The sequence below is a fragment of the Ensifer sp. WSM1721 genome, from assembly GCF_000513895.2.
In the GTDB taxonomy this organism is placed as follows: Bacteria; Pseudomonadota; Alphaproteobacteria; order Rhizobiales; family Rhizobiaceae; genus Sinorhizobium.
On the sequence record NZ_CP165783.1, the window covers coordinates 1,677,189 to 1,701,392 of the forward strand.

The following is a 24,204-nucleotide window of genomic DNA, read 5'->3' on the forward strand; positions in this document are numbered from 1 at the left end:
TGAGCGCCCCGGGGAAACGGCACCATCGTCAGCCGCCCTGGGACATGCGAAGGGTTCCGGGCGACAGCGCAGACGCCCTTCTGGCGCCGCAACTCAGGACCTCTCGATTGAGGACAGCCATGAGCGCCGAGAAGATGCGAAGGCTAATCGAGGACTGCCGGAGGGATCTCGACGAGTATCTGGAGCCCGACTGCGGCATCAGCGACAGGGAGATAATCATCGCTCTTCTCTATCGGCTGGATGGCCCGCAGGCGAGAGACGCGCTCGGGGAGGAGTTCGACTGGCGGCCATCTACACCGCAGGGGCCGGAGAGCGCCGGAGCCGATAGCTCCCGGCAGAACGAAGCCCGGCTCAGGATCATTCTTAACCGCCGAGCGCAAGGACCAGCAAGCGCGTGATAGCTCAGTGTAACTGACGCCGGGCGCCGCGCCATCGCCGCCAATTAGACCGAGCGCGCCTATACCCATTGGCTCCATTCCGAACATCGTTGGTGATCCATTCGTCGATTCTGGCCGGAAGGGCGAGGGGGACCGCGCGATTTTCGGTCTGCTGGCGGAACCAACCTCGGCGGCCAAGGTTTCTTGCCAATTCCGTCTTCGACCAAGGAGTGCTGCCATGGCCGAAAGTTCGACTTCGACATCCTCGATCCCACCAAGATCATTTCGGAGGAGGTTCTGCAGACGATTGGCTCCCGATCGCATGCCAGACAATTTCTTCTTGAAATAGACCGGTACGGCAACGGAGTGGACAATGGCTTCGTCCGCACAGCGAAAGCCGCCGAAGGGGGTTGGGCCGCTACGCCCAACCCGAGGGGCGGGATCGTCCGAAGGCCGTGCATCTGCCGGCGCTTTCGCGCTGCCCGTGAGTACGGCGCCGATGGAGGCGCGCTCCGCCCAGGAGCTGCCAGGTGACGGTGCATGGCAGTACGAGCCGAAATGGGACGGCTTCCGCTGCCTTGCTTTCAAATCCGGCGACGAGGTCGATCTCCGGGCGAAGTCCGGCAAGCCGCTCGGGCGCTTTTTCCCGGAGGTCGTCGCGCTGCTCAGGCAGCTCAACGCCGCACAATTCATCGTCGACGGCGAACTGGTGATCGAAGTGAACGGCGGCCTTTCCTTCGACGCCCTGCAGATGCGCCTGCATCCGGCGGCAAGCCGTGTTCAAAAGCTCTCGCAAGAGACGCCGGCCAAGCTCATCCTCTTCGACATGCTGGTCGCCACCGACGGAGCGGTCCTCACCGACAGGCCCCTCGTCGAACGAAGAGCAGCGCTCGAAGCCTTCGCCGCAGGGAACGCCAGTGCGGAAAAGCTGGAGCTTTCGCCCTTCACGCTGGACCGGCATGAGGCCGAAAAGTGGCTCACCACCTGGGAAGCGGGCGCCACCGACGGCGTCGTCGCCAAGCGGCGCGACGGCCCTTACGAGTGCGGCGAGCGGGCGATGGTGAAGGTCAAACGGCTGAAGACGGCCGATTGCGTCGTCGGCGGCTTCCGCTACGAAAGCGACAGCTCGGAGGTTGGTTCGCTCCTGCTCGGCCTTTACGATACCGATGGAACGCTGAGCCATGTGGGCTTCACCGCGACGATTTCGGACAAGGAGCGGCCGGCACTGACGCGCCGGCTCGAGGCGCTCATAGAACCGCCGGGCTTCACCGGCAAGGCGCCCGGCGGCCCGAGCCGCTGGAGCAGCGAACGCAGCGGAGAATGGGAGCCGGTGCGCCCGGAACTCGTCGTCGAGGTGCGCTTCGACCACGTCAGCAACCGCCGCTTTCGCCACGGCACGAAGCTGATGCGCTGGCGGCCGGACAAGGATCCGCGCCAGTGCACCTATGAGCAGATCGCCCCTCGTTGAGGAGTGGAAAGCCGCTGCCCTGACAGCGCTCGCCCTTCACGCATCCGGCATGGTGAACACGGCGCAGGGCGTCGCGATCCCGCGTAGCGCGTGTTCGCCGAGCGGCACCAGCGGCATCGTGGTCTCGGCCGCGACCGCGCCCGAGATCAGCACCGATCGACCGAGCGGCCGACACAGCCCTTCCAGCCGGCTGACGAGGTTGACCGCGGGGCCGATGGCGGTGAAGTCCAGCCGGTCGACGGCGCCGATATTGCCCCACAGCACATCGCCGAGATGCAGCGCCGTGCCGAAGGGCAGCGGCGGAAGCCCCTCGGCTACACGCGCGGCGTCGAGATGGGCCATGCCGGCGCGGGCGGCCGTGACGGAGCGGAGCGCCGCCTCGCAGGCCTCGACCGGCCGGCCGGTAACCGGGAAGATCGCCAGCAAGCCATCGCCGATGAACTTCAGCACCTCGCCGCCGAAGGCATGTATCGCTCCGGCGACGCGGTCGAACCAGGCGTCGAGGGCGGCGATCATCACCGCGGGCTCGGTCACCTCGGAGAGCCCGGTGAAGTTGCGCAGATCGGCATAGAGCAGCGCGGCGCGGATCGTCTCTCCGGTGCCGCGGCGAAGCGCGCCGGCCTGCACCCGGGCGGCACTGCGCCGGCCGAGATAGGCCTCGAGCAGCGCTGCAAGTGTCGCCCGTTCGGCAATGGCCGCCAGGGGCGCCGCGGCGAAGCGTGCCACCTCGCGCAACCGGCCGGTCTCGGCGGGATCGAATGGTCGCGTTCCGGCCCAGCTCAGCACGGGTCGCTTCGGCGCCACAGCGGCCGTCTCCACCAGTACCGGGCCGAGCCCGGCGAGCCAGTCGTGTCCGGCCTGGCTCGGCGGACCGCCGGCGAAGCCCAGAGCCTCGATCACCGCCCCGCCTTCGGCTCGCCACAGCCATGTGCGGCGGGCGATGATCGGATGCGGCACGGAGAGCGTCAGGGCGCCGCCCGCCACGGGAAGGCCGTCGGCCAGGAGACGGTCGCCGAGGTCGGCTAGGAACCGGTCGGCGCCGTGATCCGAGGCACTGGCCTCGTCCACCAGCCATGCGAGGGGTGCGGGCAGATCCATGCCGCGATCATACCGGCACGACCCCCGACCTGTCATCCGCGGCGTGCAACCTTAAATCTGGATCGATCTCAATGACGAATTCTCGCAGGAATCCAAAGAGTTGCTGCGACATTCCGGGCTTTGATCGGGTGCGCGGCGCGATAGGTGGGTGGCGCCGGCAGGCCAGCCGGTCTATCATCGCCTTAGGCTATGGCAACCAGGGGGAGACCAATGCAAGAGGCCCTCGTCGTTCGTCGCGAAACGCATGTCCCGGCGCCGCCCGCCGCCGTGTTCGCTCTGCTGACCGATCCTGAGAAGATCCTGCGCTGGATGGGAACCGAGGCCGAGGTCGAGCCGGAGCCCGGCGGCCTCTACCTCGTCAACGTCACCGGCGCTCGATTCGCGCGCGGCTCCTTCCGCGAGGTGGTGCCGGTGCACCGCCTGGTATACAGCTTCGGCTGGGACGGCAGCGAGGAGGTGCCGCCGGGTTCGAGCGAGGTCGAGATCGATCTGATCGAGAAGCCGGACGGAACGCTGTTGCGCCTCACCCATACCGGCCTGCCCAATTCCGAGCAATGCGCCGGCCATGCGGAAGGCTGGGCTCACTACCTCGACCGTCTGGCCGAGGTGGCAGCCGGGCGTGATCCGGGGCCGGACCCCTGGCATGGGCGCCGGGACTGAAGGTCCTTTTCTAGGTGCGGACGCGCTCGCTGCTTGGTCTCAGCCGCCGGCAATCCCGGCAGCTTTAGCCAAAGCTTCCTTCTTACCCCCGGCACCTACGTAGAATGACGTATGTGCAGTGCAACTCCGCTCGCTGAATATCCCTCTAGCAACGGTAAGGAGAACGAACGCTCCGTTGCGGCGATCAGAACTAGAGGGGTTCAAACCAGATGACTATCAGGGCACGCGTCACCGGCGCATTCCTCGCTGCCGTCCTTTCGACGACCGCGTTCAACGGCGCCTTCGCCGCCGAAGACACGATCAAGGTCGGCATCCTTCATTCGCTTTCGGGAACCATGGCGATCTCCGAGACGACGCTTAAAGATGCCATGCTGATGCTGATCGAGGAGCAGAACAAGAAGGGCGGTCTGCTCGGCAAGAAGCTCGAGGCGGTCGTCGTCGATCCGGCTTCGGATTGGCCGCTCTTTGCCGAAAAGGCGCGCGAGCTCATCTCCGTCGACAAGGTTTCCGCCGTCTTCGGCTGCTGGACCTCGGTGTCGCGCAAATCCGTGCTGCCGGTCTTCGAGGAGCTGAACTCTATCCTCTTCTATCCGGTCCAGTACGAGGGTGAGGAAAGCCAGCGCAACGTCTTCTACACGGGTGCGGCGCCGAACCAGCAGGCGATCCCGGCCGTCGACTATCTGATGGAGAACGAAGAGGTCGAGCGCTGGGTGCTCGCCGGCACCGACTATGTCTATCCGCGCACGACCAACAAGATCCTCGAGGCTTATTTGATCTCCAAGGGCGTCAAGCCCGAGGACATCATGATCAACTACACGCCTTTCGGCCATTCCGACTGGCAGACGATCGTCTCCGATATCAAGAAGTTCGGCTCGGCCGGCAAGAAGACCGCGGTCGTCTCCACGATCAACGGCGACGCCAACGTGCCCTTCTACAAGGAACTCGCCAACCAGGGCGTCAAGGCCGAGGACATCCCGGTCGTCGCCTTCTCGGTCGGCGAAGAAGAACTCGCCGGCCTCGACACCGGCCCGCTCGTCGGCCATCTCGCCGCCTGGAACTATTTCCAGTCGGTCGACAATCCGGCCAATGCCGAGTTCATCGAAACCTGGAAAGCCTATACCAAGAACGACAAGCGGGTCACCAACGATCCGATGGAAGCTCATTATATCGGCTTCAACATGTGGCTGAAGGCGGTCGAGAAAGCCGGCACCACCGACACCGACGCCGTGCTCGACGCGATGATCGGCATCTCGGTGCCGAACCTCTCCGGCGGCTATTCGACGATGATGCCGAACCACCACATCACCAAGCCGGTGCTGATCGGTGAAATCCAGTCGGACGGCCAGTTCGAAACGGTCTGGGAAACGCCCGGCCTTGTCGTCGGCGACGAATGGTCCGACTACCTGCCGGACTCGAAGGATCTGATCTCCGACTGGCGCGCGCCCATGTCCTGCGGCAACTTCAACGTCGCCACGGGCAAATGCGGCGGCAAGGGCTCCTGATTTCATGACGAAAGACATGTTCCAGGAGGTAGCCGCGGTATGGCTGCCCCCTGAGCGGCACTTTTCATGACGAACCGATAGCCCGAAATACCCTCCGTCCGAAAGCGTCCATTCGGACGGAGGGACTTTGCGTCAGAGATGCGGACAATATGCGGTTTCCCGCCCGCGTCTCACCTTCCTGAATCGAGAAGCCAATGTACCGCATCATCCAATCCGTGCTGGTTGCCTTGCTCCTCCTTGCCGCAGTCCCAACCGGGCTCCGAGCGGAGGACGGATTGCGCGACCTGGTGAACGCGCTCGGGACCGCGAAGCTGTCCGAGATCGACGAGCACATCGCGGCATTGGCGAAGACCGGTGATCCCAAGGTCGTGCCCGTCCTCGAAGCGCTCGGCGAAGGCAATCTCTACGCCCGCAAGGCCGATGGCCAGGTGTTTCTGACGAAGGAGAGCGGCTCGAACCTGACGCTTACCGATCCGGTTTCCGGCGAAAGCGCCGGCGAAGCGCCGAAGGCGTCGCTCTCGAAGGTCAAGGTCAACAACAGCGTGCGCCGCGCGGTGCGCACGGCTCTCGGCAGCCTGACGCTTTTAAGCCCGGACCGCAACGCGCGCCTCAAGGCCGTGCAATCGGTCCTGCAGTCGCCCAATGCCGACGCGCTCGGCGCAATCGAGAATGCGCTTGCTGCCGAGAAGGACGCCGAGGTCCGCGCCATGCTCGAACAGGCGCGCGCCACAACCCTCATCATCTCCGATCGGCCGACCGAGGAGAAGAAAGAGGCGGTGCGAACGCTGAAGGAGAACGGCGGCCGCGAGGCGCTTTCGATTCTTTCATCCGCCCTTGGCTCGGCCGACGAGACCCTCAAGCCGGATATCGAGGCGGCCCTTGCCAGCATCGAGCAGACGCAGGCGCTCTGGGCGGCCGGCCAGAACGTCTGGTACGGTCTGTCGCTCGGCTCGGTGCTGCTGCTTGCGGCGATCGGCCTTGCCATCACCTTCGGCGTCATGGGTATCATCAACATGGCGCATGGGGAGATGGTGATGCTCGGCGCCTACACGACCTTCCTCGTTCAGGAGGTGTTGCGTACATCCTTCCCGGCGCTCTTCGACTGGTCGCTCGCGATCGCCCTGCCGCTTGCCTTCATCGTCACCGGCGCCGTCGGGCTGGCAATGGAGCGCGGCGTCATCCGCTTCCTTTACGGCCGGCCGCTCGAAACGCTGCTTGCCACCTGGGGCATATCGCTGATCCTGCAGCAGTCGGTGCGCTCGATCTTCGGGCCGACCAACCGCGAGGTCGGCAACCCGTCCTGGATGTCCGGCGCCTTCGAGCTCGGCGGCCTGACGATCACCTGGAACCGCCTCTGGATCATCGTCTTCGCGCTCGCCGTCTTCGCCGCGCTGCTCTTTCTTTTGAAGAAGACGCCGATGGGCCTGCAGATGCGGGCGGTGACGCAGAACCGCCGCATGGCGTCTTCCATGGGCATCCGCACGCCATGGGTCGATGCGCTGACCTTCGCGCTCGGCTCCGGCATTGCCGGCATGGCTGGCGTCGCGCTCTCGCAGATTGACAACGTCTCGCCCAATCTCGGCCAGGGCTACATTATCGACAGCTTCATGGTCGTGGTCTTCGGTGGCGTCGGCAATCTCTGGGGCACGCTCGTCGGGGCCTTCTCGCTCGGCATCCTCAACAAGTTCCTGGAGCCCTATGCCGGCGCCGTGCTCGGCAAGATCCTCGTGCTCGTGCTGATCATCCTCTTCATCCAGAGGCGGCCGCGCGGGCTGTTTGCACTTAAGGGCCGGGCGGTGGAAGCATGATCACCTCGTTTCTCATCAAATCGGCGGACCGCACCGTCCTGATCGCCGTGGCGATTCTGCTGGGGCTGGCGCTCGTCATTCCGGCACTCAACCTCCTGACGGCGCCGGACCATCCGCTGCATGTGCCGACCTATCTCGTCTCGCTCTTCGGCAAGTACCTGACCTATGCGCTTCTGGCGCTGGCGCTCGATCTCGTCTGGGGCTTCTGCGGCATCCTCTCGCTCGGGCACGCTGCCTTCTTCGCGCTCGGCGGCTATGCCATGGGCATGTATCTGATGCGCCAGATCGGCGCGCGCGGCTCCTACGGCAACCCGCTGCTGCCGGACTTCATGGTCTTCCTCAACTGGAAGGAGCTGCCGTGGTTCTGGTACGGCTTCGACATGTTCTGGTTCGCGGCCCTGATGGTCGTCGTCGTCCCGGGGCTCCTCGCCTTCGTCTTCGGCTGGTTCGCCTTCCGCTCCCGTGTCAACGGCGTCTATCTCTCGATCATCACCCAGGCGATGACCTATGCGCTTCTGCTCGCCTTCTTCCGTAACGACATGGGCTTCGGGGGCAATAACGGACTGACGGACTTCAAGGACATCCTCGGCTTCAACATCCAGGCGGACGGCACGCGCGCCGCGCTCTTTGCGGCATCGGCGTTGGCGCTTGCCCTCTCGCTTGTCATCACCTCGGGCATCGTCCGCTCGAAATTCGGCAAGGTGCTGGTGGCGCTGCGCGATGCGGAAAGCCGCACGCGCTTCCTCGGCTACCGCGTCGAGCACATGAAACTCTTCGCCTTTACCGTCTCCGCCATGATGGCGGGCGTCGCCGGCGCGCTCTATGTGCCGCAGGTCGGCATCATCAATCCGGGCGAGTTCGAGCCCGGCAATTCGATCGAGGTCGTTATCTGGACCGCGGTCGGCGGCCGCGGCACGCTGATCGGCCCGATCGTCGGCGCCATCCTCGTCAATGGCGGAAAAAGCATCTTCACCGCCGCCTTTCCGGAATTCTGGCTCTTTGCGCTCGGCGGGCTGTTTGTTCTCGTCACGCTGTTCCTGCCGAAGGGCGTGGTCGGCACCGCGCAGCAATATCTTGCAAAACGGCGTGCCTTGCGCGCATCCGCCCGCAAGGAAAACGAGAATGACAAAGAGGCGAGCCTGCCGGCCGCCGAATCCATGGCCGCGGAGTGACCCGTGATGACCGAGAAGAAACCGAAAAGCCTGCTCTATCTCGACGGGGTCTCCGTCTCCTTTGATGGTTTCAAGGCGCTGAATTCCCTCTCCTTTATCGTCGAGCCGGGGGAACTGCGCGCCATCATCGGCCCGAACGGCGCCGGCAAGACGACGATGATGGACATCATTACGGGCAAGACGCGGCCGGACGAGGGCGAGGTCTTCTTCAAGGGCGATATCGACCTCACGAAGAAGGACGAGGCGGAGATCGCCCAGCTCGGCATCGGCCGCAAATTCCAGAAGCCGACGGTCTTCGAAAGCCACACCGTCTGGGACAATCTGGAGTTGGCGCTCAATCGCAGCCGCGGCGTCTTCGCGACGCTGTTTTATCGCCTGACTGGAGAGGACAAGGACCGCATCGAGGAGATTCTCGCAACCGTGCGGTTGACGGCGCGCCGCGATGATCTCGCCGCCAATCTCTCGCACGGGCAGAAGCAATGGCTAGAGATCGGCATGCTGCTCGCACAAGAGCCGGAACTCCTGCTCGTCGACGAGCCGGTCGCCGGCATGACCGACGCGGAGACGGCGGAAACCGCGATCCTGCTTAGGGAAATCGCCAAAACCCGCTCGGTCGTCGTCGTCGAACACGACATGGGCTTCATCCGTGATCTGGGCGTCAAGGTCACCTGCCTTGCGGAAGGATCCGTGCTGGCGGAAGGGTCCATCGACTTCGTCAGCAACGATCCAAAGGTGATCGAAAACTATCTCGGCCGGTGAGCGGGAGGATTAAACGATGTTGAACGTCGAAGACGTCAGCCTGCATTACGGCGCCGCCCAGGCGCTCCGCAACGTCTCTTTCAAGGCCGAAATGGGCAAGATCACCTGCGTGCTCGGTCGCAATGGCGTCGGCAAGTCGAGCCTTCTTCGGGCAATCACCGGCCAGCATCCGGTGAGTTCGGGCGCGATCTCCTTCAACGGCGTTTCGCTTGACGGGCTGGCGCCGTTCCGCCGCGCCAAACAGGGCGTCGGCTATGTGCCGCAGGGCCGCGAAATCTTTCCGCTGCTGACGGTCAAGGAGAATCTCGAGACCGGCTACGCGCCGCTGAAACGCGCCGAGCGATCGATTCCAGAAGACATCTTCAGCCTGTTTCCGGTTCTGAAGACCATGCTCGGCCGACGCGGCGGCGATCTATCGGGCGGCCAGCAGCAGCAGCTCGCTATCGCCCGCGCGCTTGTCACGCGCCCGAAAATTCTGGTTCTCGATGAGCCGACGGAAGGCATCCAGCCGTCGATCATCAAGGATATCGGCCGCGCGATCAAATATTTGCGGGACTCGACCGGCATGGCGATCCTGCTCGTCGAGCAATATCTCGATTTCTGCCGTGAGCTAGCCGATCACGTCTACATCATGGACCGCGGCGCTTTTGTTCATCAAGGAGCTGCAGAGACGCTCGATACCCCGGAGGCGCGTCGGCATCTGACGGTGTAGCTGGGTTTTCCACAGGGTAGATTATTCTAGCAATTCAGCGGCTTGCACCTTCCAGTGAGCATGCCTTGCTGTCGGAGCACGATAAAAAATCCACTGCTTTAATCGATTGTATTTGCCCCCGGCCCGGCTTTGAACCATACTGCCGCTGCACGTTTTATGAACGCGCATCACAATCCGTTATCGCTGACAGAATTGGCCATTTCGCGTTTCCGGCCTAACCAATCGGAGGAGACCCTAATGACGAATTTGCTGCCCGCCCTTTATGAAGGGCATGCCCCGATCACCCTCCAGACTCTCTTCAGAGATGCGCTCGAAGCCTACGACGACTGGGACGAAGGAATGCCCGAGCCGATCGTCTCCTTCGAAGGCAAGGTGCTTCCGATCAGCGATGTCTTCGAGTGGATGAAACCCTGCACCGACATCATGCCCGCCAATATGCTCGGCATCGTCACCGAACGTCTGACCAAGCCCTGGAACGGCGAGGGCCCGCTCGACGAGATGACCTTCTCCACCGCAGCGCGCGTCATGTCCGTTCTCGTCAGACGCCGCGTCAGACGCTTCGGCCGCGGCTCGATCAAGGCTTTTGCCGACCGCTTCGGCCAGCCGATGCGCCCCGGACACCAAGGCTGAGCCGAGACCTGCAAAGCAGCGCTGCGGAGGCTGCGCTGTTTTGCATTCGCGAGGCACGCACGAAGGCCCGGCGCCTGCCGCTTTACATAAGATATTGGTAGGGCTACCATTTCGCTCCGACGCCCCGGGAGGAGCCTGTCTGGCGTCATTGGACTCGCGTATCGATATGTCGTGCCGGATCGGCGACTGAAGCAAATCTGGTTCCAGAACACTGAGACCAGAGGATGCTTCAGAAAGCTCCGGAGCATTCTTCGTGTACGTTTGAATCTCCGGTGCTCTACAGCGTCGTGCGTCTTTTCGGACGCACAGGGATGCTGTAGCGCTTTGAATTTGCTGCATGTTTTTCGTCCTTAAATCGGGTACGATCAAAGCAAACATGCAGTAGGCCGCAGACGTGTCTGCGGCGAACAATCGATGTCTGCGCCCTCTTTCGATGCCCTGTCCCAGTAAGATAACGGGAGGGAATTCGATGACCGGAACATTCGTCAGCGGCATTCTCACGGCTGCTGCACTCGCGCTTCTATCCACCACCGTCCATGCGGAACCTGAAATCGTTAGCGGGCCTTCGGCCGACCCGGATTGCTTCGCACCCTGGTCGTCCGAAACGAAATTCTTCAAGTTCCCGAAGAAGGAAGGGCCCTATCGGATCGCACTCGCCAACGGCTATATCGCCAACACCTGGCGCATCCAGATGATCCAGACGGCCAAGGCCTATGCCGCACAGCCGGACATCGCGGCCAAGCTCAAGGAATTCAAGGTCGTCTCGACTGGCGAGGACGTCCCGGCGCAGATCTCGGCGATCAACAACTTCATCGACTCCGGCTATGACGCGATCATCGTCAATGCCCAGAACCCGACCGCCTTCGGGCCGGTCATCAAACGGGCGAAGGAAGCCGGCGTTGTTCTCGTCGCTTTCGACAATATCCTCGACACCGAGGACGCCATCAACGTCAACGTCGACCAGAAAGGCCTCGGCGTGCTTTGGGCCAACTGGCTCGCCAAGCATCTGCCGGAAGGCGGCAAAATCCTAGAGGTCCGCGGCGTCCCGGGCACCTCTGTCGACACCGACCGGCATAACGGCATCCAGGAGACATTCGCCGCGACAGGCAAGAAGTGGGAGGTCGTCGAGGTGCTCGGCAAGTGGGACGACCCGACAGCGCAGAAGGCGACGGCCGATGCGATTGCCGTGCACAAGAAGTTCGATGGCATCACCGCGCAGGGCGGCGATACCGGCGTCGTGCAGGCGATGATCGATGCCGGCCATCCTTTCGTGCCCTTCGGCGGCGAAACCGAGAACGGCTTCCGCAAGTTCTGCGCCAAGCACTCGGCCGACGGGCTGAAGTGCTCGTCCGCCGGCACCGGCCCCGCCCAGGTTGCCGTCGCCATCAAGACGGCGATTGCGGCCCTCGAGGGTGAGGTCGTGCCCCAATCGATCAAGCTGCCGCTGGCGATCGTCGAGGATCCGAACTTCAAGGAGGGCCAGGATTATTATCCGGACCAGTCCGACAATTTCTTCGTCGGCAACGCCTTCCCGACCTGCGACATCAATTTTACCGCCCAGGAGATCATGGGGCAGAGCAAGGAGAACCAGTAGGTTCCCGTTGAACGACTGAGGCGCATGCCGTGTGTGCGCGGCATGCGCCGGCAACCCACGCTCCGAGGCGCGCCTCATGACTGCAGCAGAGACACCGCCGCCGCTCATCCGCATGGAAGGCATATCGAAGCGCTATGGCGGCGTCCGCGCGCTGGAGAATGCGCAGTTGGAGGTCTCGCCCGGCCGGATTCACGCGATTCTCGGCGAGAACGGCGCCGGCAAGTCGACGCTCATCAAGATCATGGCCGGCGTGGTGGCGGCGGACGAAGGCCACATGCTGTTCGACGGTCGCGAAGTGACGTTCCGCTCGCCGGCCGAAGCGGCGGCAGCGGGGATCGCCTGCGTCTTCCAGGAACTGTCGCTGATTCCAGACCTGAGCGTCGCCGACAACATCGTCATTTCGAATCCGCCCCGCCGTTTCGGCATGATCGACCGGCGCGCCCAACGGGCGATCGCGGAGGACGCCCTGGCGCGCGCGGGCGCCGAGGACATCCATCCGCGCGCCGCGGTGAAGGATCTGCCGTTGTCGCGCCGGCAGATGGTCGAGATCGCCAAGGCGCTTGCCGTAAAGCCGCGCGCGCTCATCCTCGACGAGGCGACCTCGGCGTTAACGGCCGGCGACGTCGCCAAGGTTTTCGCGGTGCTCAAGCGCCTGCGGGAGGAGGGTCTTGCCCTGCTTTACATCTCGCATCGCATGCATGAGATCGCCGAGCTTGCCGATACCTGCACGGTGTTCCGCAACGGGCGCAATGTCGCGACCTTCGAGGCCGGGACGCGCAGCAACAGCGAGATCGTCGAAATGATGATCGGGCGCGAATACAGCCACGTCTTTCCGCCGAAGGCCATCCGGGCGCCCGAACCCGCAAAGGCGCCGGTGCTCGAATGCCGCAATCTCGGCTGGACCGATCGGCTGCGCGACATTTCGCTCGAGGTGGGCGAGGGCGAGGTCGTCGGCCTTGGCGGCCTCGAGGGCCAAGGCCAGCGGCTGCTTCTTCTCGCTCTCTTCGGCGTGCTTCGCGGGGTTACCGGTTCAGTGCTGATCGACGGAGCGCCCGTGACGATCAGCAGCCCGGCCATGGCGCGCAAAGCGCCCTTCTCCATGGCGCTCATCCCGGAGGACCGCAAGACGGAGGGATTGATGCTGCCGATGACGGTGCGCGAGAACCTGTCCTTTGCCGCCCTCGACCGTGTCTCGCGGGGCGGCATCATCGACCGGGACGAGGAGGAGCGCCTGATCGATGACATGGTGCGTCTTCTGGAGATCAAGACCGCCGGCCTCGACGTGCCCGTCGGCGCGCTCTCCGGCGGCAATCAGCAAAAGGTCGTCATCGCCAAATGGCTGATGCGAACGCCCCGGATCATCCTGCTCAACGACCCGACACGCGGCATCGACGTCGGTACGAAGCAGGAGCTCTATCAATTGCTGCGGCGGCTGGCGGAGACCGGTGCGGCGATCCTTTTCTATTCGACCGACTACGACGAACTGATCGGCTGCTGCGACCGGGTGCTGGTCCTCTATGACGGGCGCGTCGTCCGTGAACTCGAGGGCGGTGAGATCACCGAACGGGCACTGATCGCAAGCGCCCTCAACGTCCAGGCAGGGCAGGAGGGGACGGCGGCATGAGCGACTGGCGCTTCTGGCTGAACGAACAGCGCGGCACATTGATGGGGCTTGCGATCTTTCTGGTGATGTTCGTCGTCTATGTCGCCAACCATCCGGCCGGCTTCACCGCGAATGTCGTCCACACGGCCGCCAACAAGGGCGTGCTGCTTGCCTTTGTCGCCATGGCGCAGGCGCTGGTGGTGATCACCGCCGGCATCGACCTGTCGGTCGGCATGATCTTCGTCCTCACCAATTGCCTGGCCTCCTGGATCGTCGTCGGGGCAGCGGTGCCGAGCGCCCTCGGTGTCGTGGCCGTGCTGGCGGCCGGCATGCTCTGCGGCGCGATCAACGGGCTCCTGGTGATCTACGGCCGTCTGCAGCCGATCGTCGCGACCATCGCCACCGGAGCGGTCTATTTCGGCCTGGCTCTGTTGTTGAGGCCATTTCCCGGCGGCTCCGTCAACGAGGACCTCGCCGACGCCCTGACAGGACGGCTCTTCGGCATCATCCCGTCGAGCCTTGTCGCGCTGGCGGCGGTCGTGCTGATCGTCTGGCTGCCCTTCCGGCGCTCGGTCGTCGGCCGGGCGGCCTACGCGGCGGGCTCCTCCGAGCCGGCCGCCTTCATGTCTGGCATGCCGATCCGGCGCGGCAAGTTCGCAGCCTATCTCCTCGGCGGCTTGCTCGCCGGCATGGGAGGACTGTTCCTTACCTTCTTCACCTATACCGGCGAGGCCGCCTATGCCAGCGGCAGCGCCTATACGCTCTGGTCGATAGCCGCCGTCGTCCTCGGCGGCGTGTCGCTCTATGGCGGGCGCGGCAGCGCCGTCGGGGCGATCTTCGGCGCCTTTGCCGCCCGCACCACCGGCGACATGCTGTTCGCCTTCGACGTCGAGCCGCTCTGGCAGCCCTTGCTCCAGGGGGTCGTGTTGATGATCGCCGTCAGCATCGGTTCGCTCGCCCTGTTGCGTGTACGAAACCGTCTGGATTGGTTCCGATGAGCGAGACGTCCGAGGGCCGCATTTCGATCAGGGCGCGCTTGCCCGGCATTCTTCGCCGCGCGGATCCTGCCGTCGTCACCGCTTTCGGCTGCATATTGCTGCTGCTCTTCCTCGGCAGTCTCTATTCCAGCAATTTCCTGTCCCCGGACTACCTGCTGCAGCAGCTCAAGGTCGCCTCCTTCCTCGGTGTCGTCGCCGCCGGGATGATGGTCGTCATCCTTCTCGGCCACATCGATCTGTCCGTCCCCTGGGTGATGACAGCCGGCGCGATGATGGCCTGCGCCGTCGCCGGCTTCGGCGACACCGGCTCCGTTGCCGCCATTCCTGCCGGCGTGCTTTGCGGCGTCGCCTTCGGTCTGTTGAACGGCATCGGGGTGGCATTCCTGCGCATCCCTTCGATGATCGTAACGCTCGCGTCGAATGTCGTGGCGCAGGGACTGATGGTCGTTTACACCGGCGGCTTCTCGCCGCAGGATTCGGCGCCGCATGCCGTACGGTGGCTCGCGACCGGTGCGGTTGTTCCGGGTCTGCCGAATGCGATTCTCGTCTGGGCTGCGGTGAGCGTCGCGATGGTGTTCCTGCTCACCCGCACCGCCTTCGGCCGAGCCGTTTACGGCATCGGCAACAGCGAACGCGCCGCCTTTCTCTCCGGCGTCGGCACGCGGCGCGTCATCATGACCGCTTTCCTCATCTCCGGCGCCTTGAGCGCCTTTGGCGGCGTGCTTCTGGCCGGCTATGCCTCGAAGGCGGCGCAGGCGATGGGCGACCCTTATCTGCTGCCGTCGATCGCCGCGGTCGTCCTCGGCGGCACCTCCATTCTCGGCGGGCGGGGCTCCTATTTCGGCACGGTCGCAGGCGTCATCCTGATCACCCTCCTGCAATCCATCCTTTCGGTCATGCAGATGCCGGAGGCCGGCCGGCAGATCGTCTACGGTGTCGTGATCATCGTCATGCTCTTGCTTTACGGCCGTGCGCCGGCGAACCGGTGACTTGCACTTCGGGACCATTCACCCCGCTGTCATGAAAGCGCGATAGGCGGAGGGGATGGTGACACTGCAACAGATAGCTTTTCACGCCGGCTGCTCGCTGGCGACGGTTTCGCGCGCCTTGAAAGGCGATGGACCGGTCAGCAATGAGATGGTGCGGCGGGTGCGCCGCGCCGCGGCCGAACTCGGCTACAGGCCTCCGTCTTCTGCAGGAGCGAGCGTGCGCAATCGCCCGGTCGTTGGCGTGCTGGTCCCAAGCATCACCAATCCGGTCTTCGCCGCCTCGCTTGGAGGGATACAGCATCGCATGCAGGCTGCCGGACACGGTGTCCTGATCGCCCAGTCGAACTACGATCCGGCCTTAGAAGCGCGCGCGGTCGCCGCGCTTCTCGAACAGCGGCCGACGGGGTTGATCCTGACGCTCTGCAATGCCGAGACGAGCGAGGCGCTTTCGGCAGCCCTGCCTCCGACGATCCTGCTCAACAACCGCCCGGTTCCGCGCTTCCCTGCGGCGGTGACGGTCGACAATTATCGCGCCGGCCGCGAGATCACCCGCCACATCCTCGCCCACGGGCATCGCCGCATCCTGTTCGTCGCTGGCCATTTCGCCTCCTCCGATCGCGCGCGCCTGCGTTACGAAGGCTATTGTGCGGCAATGGACGAGGCCGGGCATGCGCCACTTCCCGCAATGGAGATCCCCTTCGTCGACGGTTACGAGCAACTGGATCTCTCCGGAGTGATGGAAGGGTTCCGGCCTACCGCGGTCATCGCATCCAACGACCTGCTCGCGCTCGGTGTCGTCGGTGCGCTGCGGCGGGAGGGGCTTTCCGTCCCGAACGACGTTTCCGTTGCGGGCTTTGACGGGATCGCCATCGGCCGGCTGATGAGCCCGTCTCTGACGACGATGGCGATGCCGGACGGCGATATGGGCGTGGCCGCGGCGGCCATGCTGCTCGATATCGCCGAAAATGCCCTGCAGTGCCGGCACCTCTGCCTCGGTCACCGGCTTTATCCGGGCGGGACTGTGAGGATGGCGGCATGAAATGCGTGCGGCATAGCGGCGGTCGGGGCCGACAAAGTCAGGCCCTCGCCTCGACCAGAAAACTACGCCAAAATAAGAACGGGCCGATTGAAGCTGTCGGCGCGCCGGGCGCCTCTCGTGCCCTCACGAGATCTCGATTTTACCGACGTCGTTCCGCGCAATAGGCTTTAGCCAGGAACTTTTAGGGAGGTTAGCCATGAAACGCCGGCTGGTATTCGTCATGGCCGCACTGGCCTGTTCGGTCATCTCATCTCATGCTCAAGACACTTCAATGAGCTTCTTCGTCACCAGCACAAACCCGGGGATGGGTGGAGATCTCGGAGGACTTGCAGGCGCCGATGCCCATTGCAGCGCGCTGGCAACGGCCAGCGGCTCGACCGGTAAGACCTGGAGAGCCTATCTCTCCACCGACACCGAGAATGCCAAGGATCGCATAGGGACAGGTCCCTGGTACAACGCCAAAGGCGAAAAGATCGCCGACGACGTCGCCTCACTTCACAGCGATCGCAACAATCTGACGAAGCAGACGGCGCTCAACGAAAAAGGCGAAGTCATCCCCGGCCGCGGTGACAGTCCGAACCGCCATGACATTCTGACCGGCTCGAAGCCCGATGGGACAGCAGCGCCGGAAACCTGCGGCAACTGGACCATGGGCGGCGCGGAAGGCGCAGCTATTGTTGGCCACAGCGACCGCACCGGCTTGGACGACTCGGATGCGGCAAAGTCATGGAACTCTTCGCATTCGACCCGAGGTGGCTGCTCACAGGAGGCATTGCGGAGCACCGGCGGAGACGGTCTCATCTACTGCTTCGCAGTCAAGTGAGATCACGCTTGGTCCTCGAAACAAGTGCGGATCAACATTACAGCGCCGTGCGTCTTTTCAGACGCACAAAGGACGCTGTAGCACTTTGAATTGCTGCATGTTTTTGTCCTTAAATCGGGTACGATTTAAGGAAACATGCAGTAGCCTGTTACTCGCAGGGCCTGATGGGTGTGGCGGGGCTATTTAGGTCCAATCGCCGCAACATGCTCATAGCCAGCGCGCGTTGAAGCACACCCAAGCAAGCATTAGCAGCGATCTAGGCATGCGCGGACGCTCGGAACAATCACGGGCGTGCCCGATTACACGTGACAAGCTTGGTATACAGGAATTGGAAGATGGCTAAAGGCACGGGGACAAGATCTTCGCCGGCAGTGCTCGATCCGCGAAAGGGAACGCCAAGTCCCAGGCTGGCGGAGACCGAGTTTCGCCGCCGCTTCCTCAGCCGGTTTCAGGACCCGGCCTTTGATAATCTGCGATCGGAATTGGACAAGATCGCATCGGCGGCGTGGGACGCTTATAAGCATCAGCGAAAGGCACCTCACACCCGCAAGGCTGGACCTGCGTTCAAGGATCCCGAGTACGAACTGTCCGTCGATTGGCTTGCGGCGCGCGATGCGGTTCATGCTGCGCAAGAGCGTCACTTGGAGACCGACGGTCCAGCGCGCATCCTTTTGATAAGTGGGTCGTCCCGCAGCGAACACACTTGTCCCGGCGAAATGTCGAAATCCTACCGACTGATGAGGATCGCGCAGGAAGCCATGGATCAAACCGCCGGGGTGAAGACGACCGTTCTCGAATTGCATCGCCTCGCTGCCGAATATGGGCGGATGATTCATCCCTGCAAGGCCTGCTTTTCCACATCGCCGGCTCTCTGTCATTGGCCGTGCTCCTGCTATCCCAACTATTCGCTTGGACAGGTCCATGACTGGATGAACGAAATCTATCCGATGTGGGTTGAGGCGCATGGCATTATGATCGTCACGCCGGTCAATTGGTATCACGTGTCTTCGCCGATAAAATTGATGATGGACCGGTTGGTTTGCGCCGACGGCGGCAACCCTGACCCGACCTTGACCAAGGGCAAGGATGCGAAGCTCGCCAAGGCGGTTGAACTCGAGGGCTGGAGCTATCCTCGACATCTTGCCGGGCGGCTCTTTTCTGTGATTGTCCATGGTGATGTGGAGGGCGTCGAAAACGTTCGGCGCAGCCTGTCGGACTGGCTTTGCTACATGCATCTCGAACCCGCCGGACCCTTGGCTGAGCTGGATCGTTATATCGGCTATTGGAAACCTTACGCGCTCAGCCATGACGAATTGGATGCCGACGAGGCGGTGCAGGAAGAGGTCCGCAACGCGGCACGGACATTGGTGGAGGCGGTTACGGCCAAGCGCGCTGGAAAGCTGGTTTCAGCGGGAGCAGGGCTTTCGCAACCACGGCAGAAGTAGTCGAAGGTTCGCGCCTCAAGGGCTCAATTTAGAGCCTACCGCATGTTTCCTTAAATCGGCTAGGATTAAGGCAACACGCAGTAGGCGCGCTCAAGGGGGATTTTCACGAAGGCGATGGTGTGAAGCTCAGCTCCGCGGCAGCAGGCTTTCCACTTCCGCAGCGGCGTCGTTGAGCGCTTCCTCAGGCGTTGCCGACTGCTCGACGACACGGGACAGGTTCTCGACGATCGTCTGGGTGACCTTGACGCCGTTGGTGCCCGGGAAGGCGTACCAGGGGATCATGCGCGGCATCTGCTCGAGGCCGGCGCGGAAGAGCGGATTTTCCTTGTAGAAATTCGCGAGATAGTCCGGCGACTTGGCGGCAAGCTCGTTGTTCGGCACGTAGCCCGTGCCGGGAACGACGACCGAGGCGCCATAGGGGCCGGCGGCGAATTTGGCGAACTTCCAGGCCGCTTCCTGCTTTTCCGCGTCGCGCGTCAGGATCACGACGGCGTTGCCGCCTGTCGGCAGCTTGCCGTTCACCGGGTCGATCAGCGGGATCGCCGCCGTGCGCAGGTCGAACTTGCCGCCGACATTCTTGATCGTGTTGCGGAGCGCCCCGGTCGTCTGGAAGGCGAAGCCGATCTTGCCAGCGACGAAGGCCTGTTCGCCGGCCTGCTTTGTCAAGACGGGCAGGCCGCCTTCCTTCACCATGCGGTCGAGCACTTCGATCGCCTTCAGGCCCTCGGGACCGTTGAAGGCGACCTTCGTCTCGTCTTCGTTGAGCATGTGGCCGCCGGCGCCGAAGAGGAGGGCGGAGAACATCCAGTCGTCGCCCTGCCAGCGGAAATCGATGCCTTCGACGCCGTCGCCGAGCGCTTTGATCTTGCCGCCGAGCGCGATCACCTCATCCCAGGTCTTCGGCGGATTGTCCGGGTCGCCGCCGGCTTTGCGGACGAGATCGGCGTTGTAGTACATGATCGGATTGGAGGTCGCGAAGGCAAGGCCCACCTGCTTGCCGCCGACCTGGGCGAGCTTCAGAATATTCTCCGAGAAGCCCTGCTCGGCCATGTTGCCGTCCTTGGCGATGAAGGGGCCGAGGTCGACCGGGATGTCGCGTTCGTTGACCATGCGCAGGCGGTTCAAGCCGATGAAGGTGACGTCGGGCATCTCGGCCGAACCGGCTTGCCGCATGATCGTCTGGATGCCTTCCTCGTAGGTGGCGGAAGGATTGGCGAAGGTGATCTTGATCCCCGGATTTTCCTCCATGAACTTCTTCGAGATCGTGTCCATCACGTCCTTGAAGAAGCCGGGCATCGGGTAGTGCACCGTCAGCACCGTTTCGGCCTGAGCCGGAACGGCGAAGGTCATCGATACCGCAGCGGCGGCGAGAAATTGCCTGAAATGTTTCATGACGCTCTCCTGGTTTAACCGGTCAGCCCTTGAGACCGGTCATGGTGATGCCCTCGACGAAGCGCTTCTGCGCAACGAGAAACGCGGCGACGAGGGGAAGGGTGATGATCAGCGTGGCGGCCATCAGCGCGCCGTAGTCGTCGCCGGCCTCCGCGGCGCGGAAGAAGAGGAGACCGAGCGGCGGGGTGGCATAGTCTTGGTTGGTGACGACGACCAGCGGCCAGAACAGGTCGTTCCAGTGCGCCACCACCGAGAAGATCGCGAAGGCGGTGATCGCCGGCCAGGCATTCGGCACCACGACGCGCGCGACGATGCCGATTTCGGACATGCCGTCGAGGCGGGCCGCATGGATCAGATCGTCTGGAAGCGCGCGGAAGAATTGCAGGAACAGGAAGATCGCGAAAACCGAGATCGAGAAGGGCGCGACGAGGGCCGTGTAGCTGTTGAGCACGGCGAGCCGATCGAAGGCGACATAGAGTGGCAGGGCCGTCGCATGGATCGGCACGAGCAGCCCCAGCATCACCAGCACCATCATGAAGCGCGCGGCGCGGAACTTGAGCTTCGCCATGGCATAGGCGCAGGGGATGGCAACGACGACTTGGACCACGAAAATCATCGCGCAGACGATCACGCCGTTCAAAAGCAGTGTCGGCATCGAGACGCGCGACAGCGCCTTGGTGAAGTTCTCGATGTAGGACCATTGCTCGGGGATGAGCGTGAGCGAGGAGGAAAAGATCTCGCTCTGCGCCTTGCCTGCCGTCGAGATCATGAAGATGTACGGCGCGAGGAAGATGAGCGCGCCGAGCGACAGGAGGCCGAAGCGCAGGATGCGACCGAGGGAAAGACTATGCGCGGTCATGCGTAATGCACCTTCCGGTCGAGGACGCGGTACTGCAGGAACATCAGGACGACGAGGATCGCGAGGAAGACGACCGTCATCGCCGAGGCATAGCCGACCCGGAGATAGACGAAGCCCTCCTGGTAGATGGTGAAGAGCAGCACCTCGGAGGCCTTGTTCGGCCCGCCTTCGGTGAGCGTCTTCACCGTCTCGAACACCTTGACGGAGTTGATGATGCTGATCGTCGTGACGAAGAGCGTCGTCGGCCCGAGCATTGGCCAGGTGACGAGCCGGAAGCGGTCGAGCCAGGACCTGGCGCCGTCCACTTCCGCGGCGGCGTAGAGCTCGCGCGGGATGGCGGTGAGGCCGGCGAGGAAGAGCACCATGTTGAAGCCGACCGACTGCCAGATGCCGATGATCGAAAGACCGTAGAGAACGGTGCCGGAGGCGCCGAGCCAGTTCGGCCCGGCTATGCCGAACTGGGCGAGGAAGGTGTTGATCGGCCCGATGGTCGGATGAAAGAGGAATTGCCAGACCGTCGCCATGGCGACGAGCAGCGAAGCGACCGGAAGGAAATAGACCGTGCGGAAGAAGGCCCTGGCGCGCGTTTCCGCCTCGATCAGGAGGGCGATCGCGAGCGCCAGCACCATCGAGACGGGCGTGACGATCGCCGTGTAGACGGCGGTGTTCCAGAGCGAGCGGCGGAAGGTGCGGTCGCCGATCAGCTCCGCGTAATTCTCGAAGCCGACGAAGCGGAAGCCGCCATAGCCGAGCTCGAAATCGGTGAAGCCTAGGACGATCACGGCGAGCGTCGGCAGGAGGATGAAGAGGAAGAGGAGGGTAATCGCCGGAGCGGCGAGAAGCCAGGCGATCCGCGCCTCGCGCCGGTCGGCAGCAACGATCGGCATGTCGCTCGCGATGCTAGCCATGGGCTTTCTCCAGCGTCGAGGCGACCGCGACCGTCCTCGCCTGCAGCCGTTGGCCCGTCGTCGCGAAGAGCATCGCCCGATCCGGTTCGATCTCGACCGACACCGGCATGCCGTCAGACAGCACCGAGGCTTCAGCCGGCGTGACCTTGGCGACGATCGCTTCGCCGATGGCATCGAGCCTCGTATGGACGATCACTTCCGAGCCGAGAAACTCGGTCCGTTCGACGCGCGCCTTGAGGATGCCATTCGGATTTCCGCTCAGACGGACAAATTCGGGTCGCACGCCAATCATCACGGCCGCATGGCGCGGGGCGGAGTTCTCGACCGCAAGCGTGAGCGCGCCGAAGCGGACCACGCCGGACGCATCCATCCGGGTTTCCACTACGTTGATGCGCGGCTGTCCCAGAAACCGCGCGACCTCGATATGGGCGGGATCGTCATAGATCTCCTGCGGCGGCGCGAGCTGCAGGAGGGTGCCGCCGATCATCACCGCCACGCGATCGGCCATCGACAGCGCTTCGGACTGGTCGTGGGTGACGTAAAGCGTCGGCACGCCGGCGCGGCGATGAAGCTCGACGATCTCGCCGCGGGCGTGCACCCGGAGATTCGCATCGAGGTTGGAGAGCGGCTCGTCCATGAGGAAGACGCTCGGGTGGCGGACCATGGCGCGGGCGAGCGCCACGCGCTGGCGCTGCCCGCCCGACATCTGGCCAGGCTTGCGATCGAGCAGAGGGTCGATCTTGAGGGAAGCGGCCATCTCCTTGACCTGCCGCTGGATGTCGGCGCGAATCTGGCGCTGGCCCGGGAGAAGATTGCCGATGAAGGGCAGGCGCTGCGCGGCCGAGAGGCGCCGCATGGCAAGCGGCACGGCGATGTTCTGGCCGGCGGTCAGATGCGGATAGAGGGCATAGGACTGGAACACCATGGCGACGTTGCGGTCTGCAGCGGCGACCGACGAGACCTCGCGCCCGCTAATGACGATCTCGCCGCCGTCCGCATGGTCGAGCCCCGCGACGATGCGGAGCAACGTGCTCTTGCCGCAGCCGGAGGGTCCCACGAGCGCAATGAATTCGCCCTCTTTCGCCTCGAGGCTGACGCCCTTGAGGATCGCGTTGCCGCCGAAGGATCTGGTGATGTTGCGGAGCGCGAGAATGCTCATTGCGCCGCCTCCGCGAGTTTCTTGGCGTGGCGCGGGTAGACCTCGTGGATCACGTGATCGATGACGTACGGCTTTAGTCCCGGCACCACGACGATCTCGCTTTCGATGTGCCCGTCGTTGAAATGGTGAAGCACCCCGCCGACGACGCGCTCGCCGGGCATTTCCCGCTCCAGCGTATCGATGATGAAGGAGGTCGGCGGTGCCCAGAGGAGGTCGGTGCCCGCATGATGACCTCGCCAGGCCCAATGCAGATGACCGCTGGCATGGAGCGCGACGTCGTTCCTGGCCATCAGCTCGCAGAGCCGCTGCCGCTGGCGTGGCCGCACGCTCCAGTAGCCGGTATCGCCTTCTGCGGGATCATCGACGAAGAGCGGCTTATGGGCGAATATGGCGACACGACGGCCGGAGCGTTCGGCAAGCGCCTGCTCCAGCCATTGGAGCTGCTTTTCTTCTTCCGCATCGTCGAGACCGAGAAGGAGGCTATTGAGGCCGATCAGCCGCCATTTGCCGTGGTCGGAGGCCCAGTAGTCAGGTCCGACAAGCTTACGCCAGCGGGCAAGCCGCTCCGCATCGACCGGCTGGTCCGAGCCGGGCAGGTGGCCGACATCGTGATTGCCCGGCACGATCAGCACCGGCACCGGCAGTCTTCGGATGAGCTCGACCGAAAAGGCGATGTCGTCTTCCTGATCGGCGCCGTCGATCGTGAGGTCGCCGGTATGGACGACGAGGTCGGCCCCTACAGTTTCGATCCAGCGGGCAACCGGCTCCCAATTGTCGTTGAAGTGCGTCTTGGACGGGCTGAGATGGGTGTCGCTGATCTGGACGATCTTCATGGGGAGCGTGGCCTCCGAGGATAGTTTGAGGCACCGCGCGAGAAGCATTCGGCCCCGCTCAGCGCCGCTTGGGCGCCTTCTTTAGGGGGCTCTGATGTCAGTTTGGTAACAGGCTTTCTCAGTTGTTTTTCAGTTCCTCCATGAAAGCTTCATCCTTCCGGAACATCGCCGCGGCGCGAGGCGGACATCCGAGAAATGGGTTGACGCGAATCAGAGGATGAATCATTCCTGTAACGGATTAGACCGCATCTGGCGTATTTCGACGTAATTCAGGGATTGTTCTGTTAAGGGCTACGGCGAGCGCATGTGCGCCAACGGCGAGGGGTGACCTTTGTCCAAGGCCGTCGAAGGCGGAACGCACGAGGGGATTTTGATA

General features: G+C 63.5%; 22 protein-coding genes. 16 read left to right on the forward strand and 6 right to left on the reverse strand.

The features are described 5' to 3' along the window. The first annotated feature begins 119 nt into the window (after positions 1-119). Both M728_RS25380 and M728_RS25385 read left to right on the forward strand, forming a co-directional pair. Complete coding sequence (locus M728_RS25380; RefSeq protein ID WP_026620531.1) at positions 120-398, forward strand: hypothetical protein; 279 nt, start codon at positions 120-122, stop codon at positions 396-398. A gap of 352 nt (positions 399-750) precedes the next feature. Then, positions 751-1,845, forward strand: coding sequence for an ATP-dependent DNA ligase (locus M728_RS25385; protein WP_026620532.1), 1,095 nt, complete (start codon positions 751-753; stop codon positions 1,843-1,845). Positions 1,846-1,881: 36 nt separating this feature from the next. Here M728_RS25385 and M728_RS25390 read toward each other — a convergent pair whose 3' ends face one another. Next, positions 1,882-2,943: an adenylate/guanylate cyclase domain-containing protein gene (locus M728_RS25390; protein WP_026620533.1), complete on the reverse strand. Its 1,062-nt coding sequence runs from the start codon at positions 2,941-2,943 to the stop codon at positions 1,882-1,884. Positions 2,944-3,153: 210 nt separating this feature from the next. On the opposite strand from M728_RS25390, the gene M728_RS25395 reads away from it, so the two are divergent. The 14 genes from M728_RS25395 (at position 3,154) to M728_RS25460 (ending at position 18,677) form a co-directional block, all read left to right on the forward strand. Next, positions 3,154-3,603 carry an SRPBCC family protein gene (locus M728_RS25395; RefSeq protein WP_026620534.1) on the forward strand — a complete coding sequence of 150 codons (450 nt, stop codon included), beginning with the start codon at positions 3,154-3,156 and terminating at the stop codon, positions 3,601-3,603. Between the two features lie 209 nt (positions 3,604-3,812). Further along, positions 3,813-5,105: an urea ABC transporter substrate-binding protein gene (urtA, locus tag M728_RS25400; RefSeq protein WP_026620535.1), complete on the forward strand. Its 1,293-nt coding sequence runs from the start codon at positions 3,813-3,815 to the stop codon at positions 5,103-5,105. Between the two features lie 194 nt (positions 5,106-5,299). Then, on the forward strand, positions 5,300-6,913 hold the full coding sequence (gene urtB / locus M728_RS25405) for an urea ABC transporter permease subunit UrtB (protein WP_026620536.1): 1,614 nt from the start codon (positions 5,300-5,302) through the stop codon (positions 6,911-6,913). Next, a complete protein-coding gene (gene urtC / locus M728_RS25410) occupies positions 6,910-8,085 on the forward strand; it encodes an urea ABC transporter permease subunit UrtC (RefSeq protein ID WP_026620537.1) in 1,176 nt (391 codons plus the stop codon). The genes urtB and urtC overlap by 4 nt, the downstream gene beginning before the upstream one ends. Positions 8,086-8,091: 6 nt before the next feature. After that, positions 8,092-8,844: an urea ABC transporter ATP-binding protein UrtD gene (gene urtD / locus M728_RS25415; RefSeq protein WP_156943416.1), complete on the forward strand. Its 753-nt coding sequence runs from the start codon at positions 8,092-8,094 to the stop codon at positions 8,842-8,844. 16 nt (positions 8,845-8,860) lie between these two features. Then, a complete protein-coding gene (gene urtE, locus M728_RS25420) occupies positions 8,861-9,556 on the forward strand; it encodes an urea ABC transporter ATP-binding subunit UrtE (RefSeq protein WP_026620539.1) in 696 nt (231 codons plus the stop codon). Between the two features lie 237 nt (positions 9,557-9,793). Then, a complete protein-coding gene (locus tag M728_RS25425) occupies positions 9,794-10,186 on the forward strand; it encodes a hypothetical protein (RefSeq protein ID WP_026620540.1) in 393 nt (130 codons plus the stop codon). A gap of 469 nt (positions 10,187-10,655) precedes the next feature. Continuing rightward, a complete protein-coding gene (locus M728_RS25430; RefSeq protein ID WP_026620541.1) occupies positions 10,656-11,780 on the forward strand; it encodes a sugar ABC transporter substrate-binding protein in 1,125 nt (374 codons plus the stop codon). A 76-nt stretch (positions 11,781-11,856) separates the two neighbouring features. Continuing rightward, positions 11,857-13,404, forward strand: a complete 1,548-nt coding sequence (locus M728_RS25435; RefSeq protein ID WP_026620542.1) for a sugar ABC transporter ATP-binding protein — start codon at positions 11,857-11,859, stop codon at positions 13,402-13,404. Then, a complete protein-coding gene (locus M728_RS25440; RefSeq protein ID WP_026620543.1) occupies positions 13,401-14,381 on the forward strand; it encodes an ABC transporter permease in 981 nt (326 codons plus the stop codon). The genes M728_RS25435 and M728_RS25440 overlap by 4 nt, the downstream gene beginning before the upstream one ends. Then, positions 14,378-15,370, forward strand: coding sequence for an ABC transporter permease (locus tag M728_RS25445; RefSeq protein ID WP_026620544.1), 993 nt, complete (start codon positions 14,378-14,380; stop codon positions 15,368-15,370). The genes M728_RS25440 and M728_RS25445 overlap by 4 nt, the downstream gene beginning before the upstream one ends. 55 nt (positions 15,371-15,425) lie before the next feature. After that, complete coding sequence (locus M728_RS25450) at positions 15,426-16,409, forward strand: substrate-binding domain-containing protein (RefSeq protein ID WP_026620545.1); 984 nt, start codon at positions 15,426-15,428, stop codon at positions 16,407-16,409. Between the two features lie 196 nt (positions 16,410-16,605). After that, entirely contained in the window at positions 16,606-17,232 is a 627-nt protein-coding gene (locus M728_RS25455) for a hypothetical protein (protein WP_026620546.1), read from the forward strand. Between the two features lie 407 nt (positions 17,233-17,639). Then, entirely contained in the window at positions 17,640-18,677 is a 1,038-nt protein-coding gene (locus M728_RS25460; RefSeq protein ID WP_034883554.1) for a flavodoxin family protein, read from the forward strand. A 126-nt stretch (positions 18,678-18,803) separates the two neighbouring features. Here the strand turns inward: M728_RS25460 and M728_RS25465 are convergent, their stop codons facing one another. Genes M728_RS25465 through M728_RS25485 form a run of 5 tightly spaced genes read right to left on the reverse strand, consistent with a single transcriptional unit; the run spans position 18,804 to position 23,828 of the window. Continuing rightward, positions 18,804-20,069, reverse strand: a complete 1,266-nt coding sequence (locus tag M728_RS25465) for an ABC transporter substrate-binding protein (RefSeq protein WP_026620548.1) — start codon at positions 20,067-20,069, stop codon at positions 18,804-18,806. Between the two features lie 22 nt (positions 20,070-20,091). Beyond that, complete coding sequence (locus tag M728_RS25470) at positions 20,092-20,928, reverse strand: carbohydrate ABC transporter permease (RefSeq protein WP_026620549.1); 837 nt, start codon at positions 20,926-20,928, stop codon at positions 20,092-20,094. Further along, positions 20,925-21,836, reverse strand: coding sequence for a carbohydrate ABC transporter permease (locus M728_RS25475; protein WP_026620550.1), 912 nt, complete (start codon positions 21,834-21,836; stop codon positions 20,925-20,927). The genes M728_RS25470 and M728_RS25475 overlap by 4 nt, the downstream gene beginning before the upstream one ends. After that, positions 21,829-22,995: an ABC transporter ATP-binding protein gene (locus M728_RS25480; protein ID WP_026620551.1), complete on the reverse strand. Its 1,167-nt coding sequence runs from the start codon at positions 22,993-22,995 to the stop codon at positions 21,829-21,831. The genes M728_RS25475 and M728_RS25480 overlap by 8 nt, the downstream gene beginning before the upstream one ends. After that, on the reverse strand, positions 22,992-23,828 hold the full coding sequence (locus M728_RS25485) for a metallophosphoesterase (RefSeq protein ID WP_026620552.1): 837 nt from the start codon (positions 23,826-23,828) through the stop codon (positions 22,992-22,994). The genes M728_RS25480 and M728_RS25485 overlap by 4 nt, the downstream gene beginning before the upstream one ends. Positions 23,829-24,204: the final 376 nt, after the last annotated feature.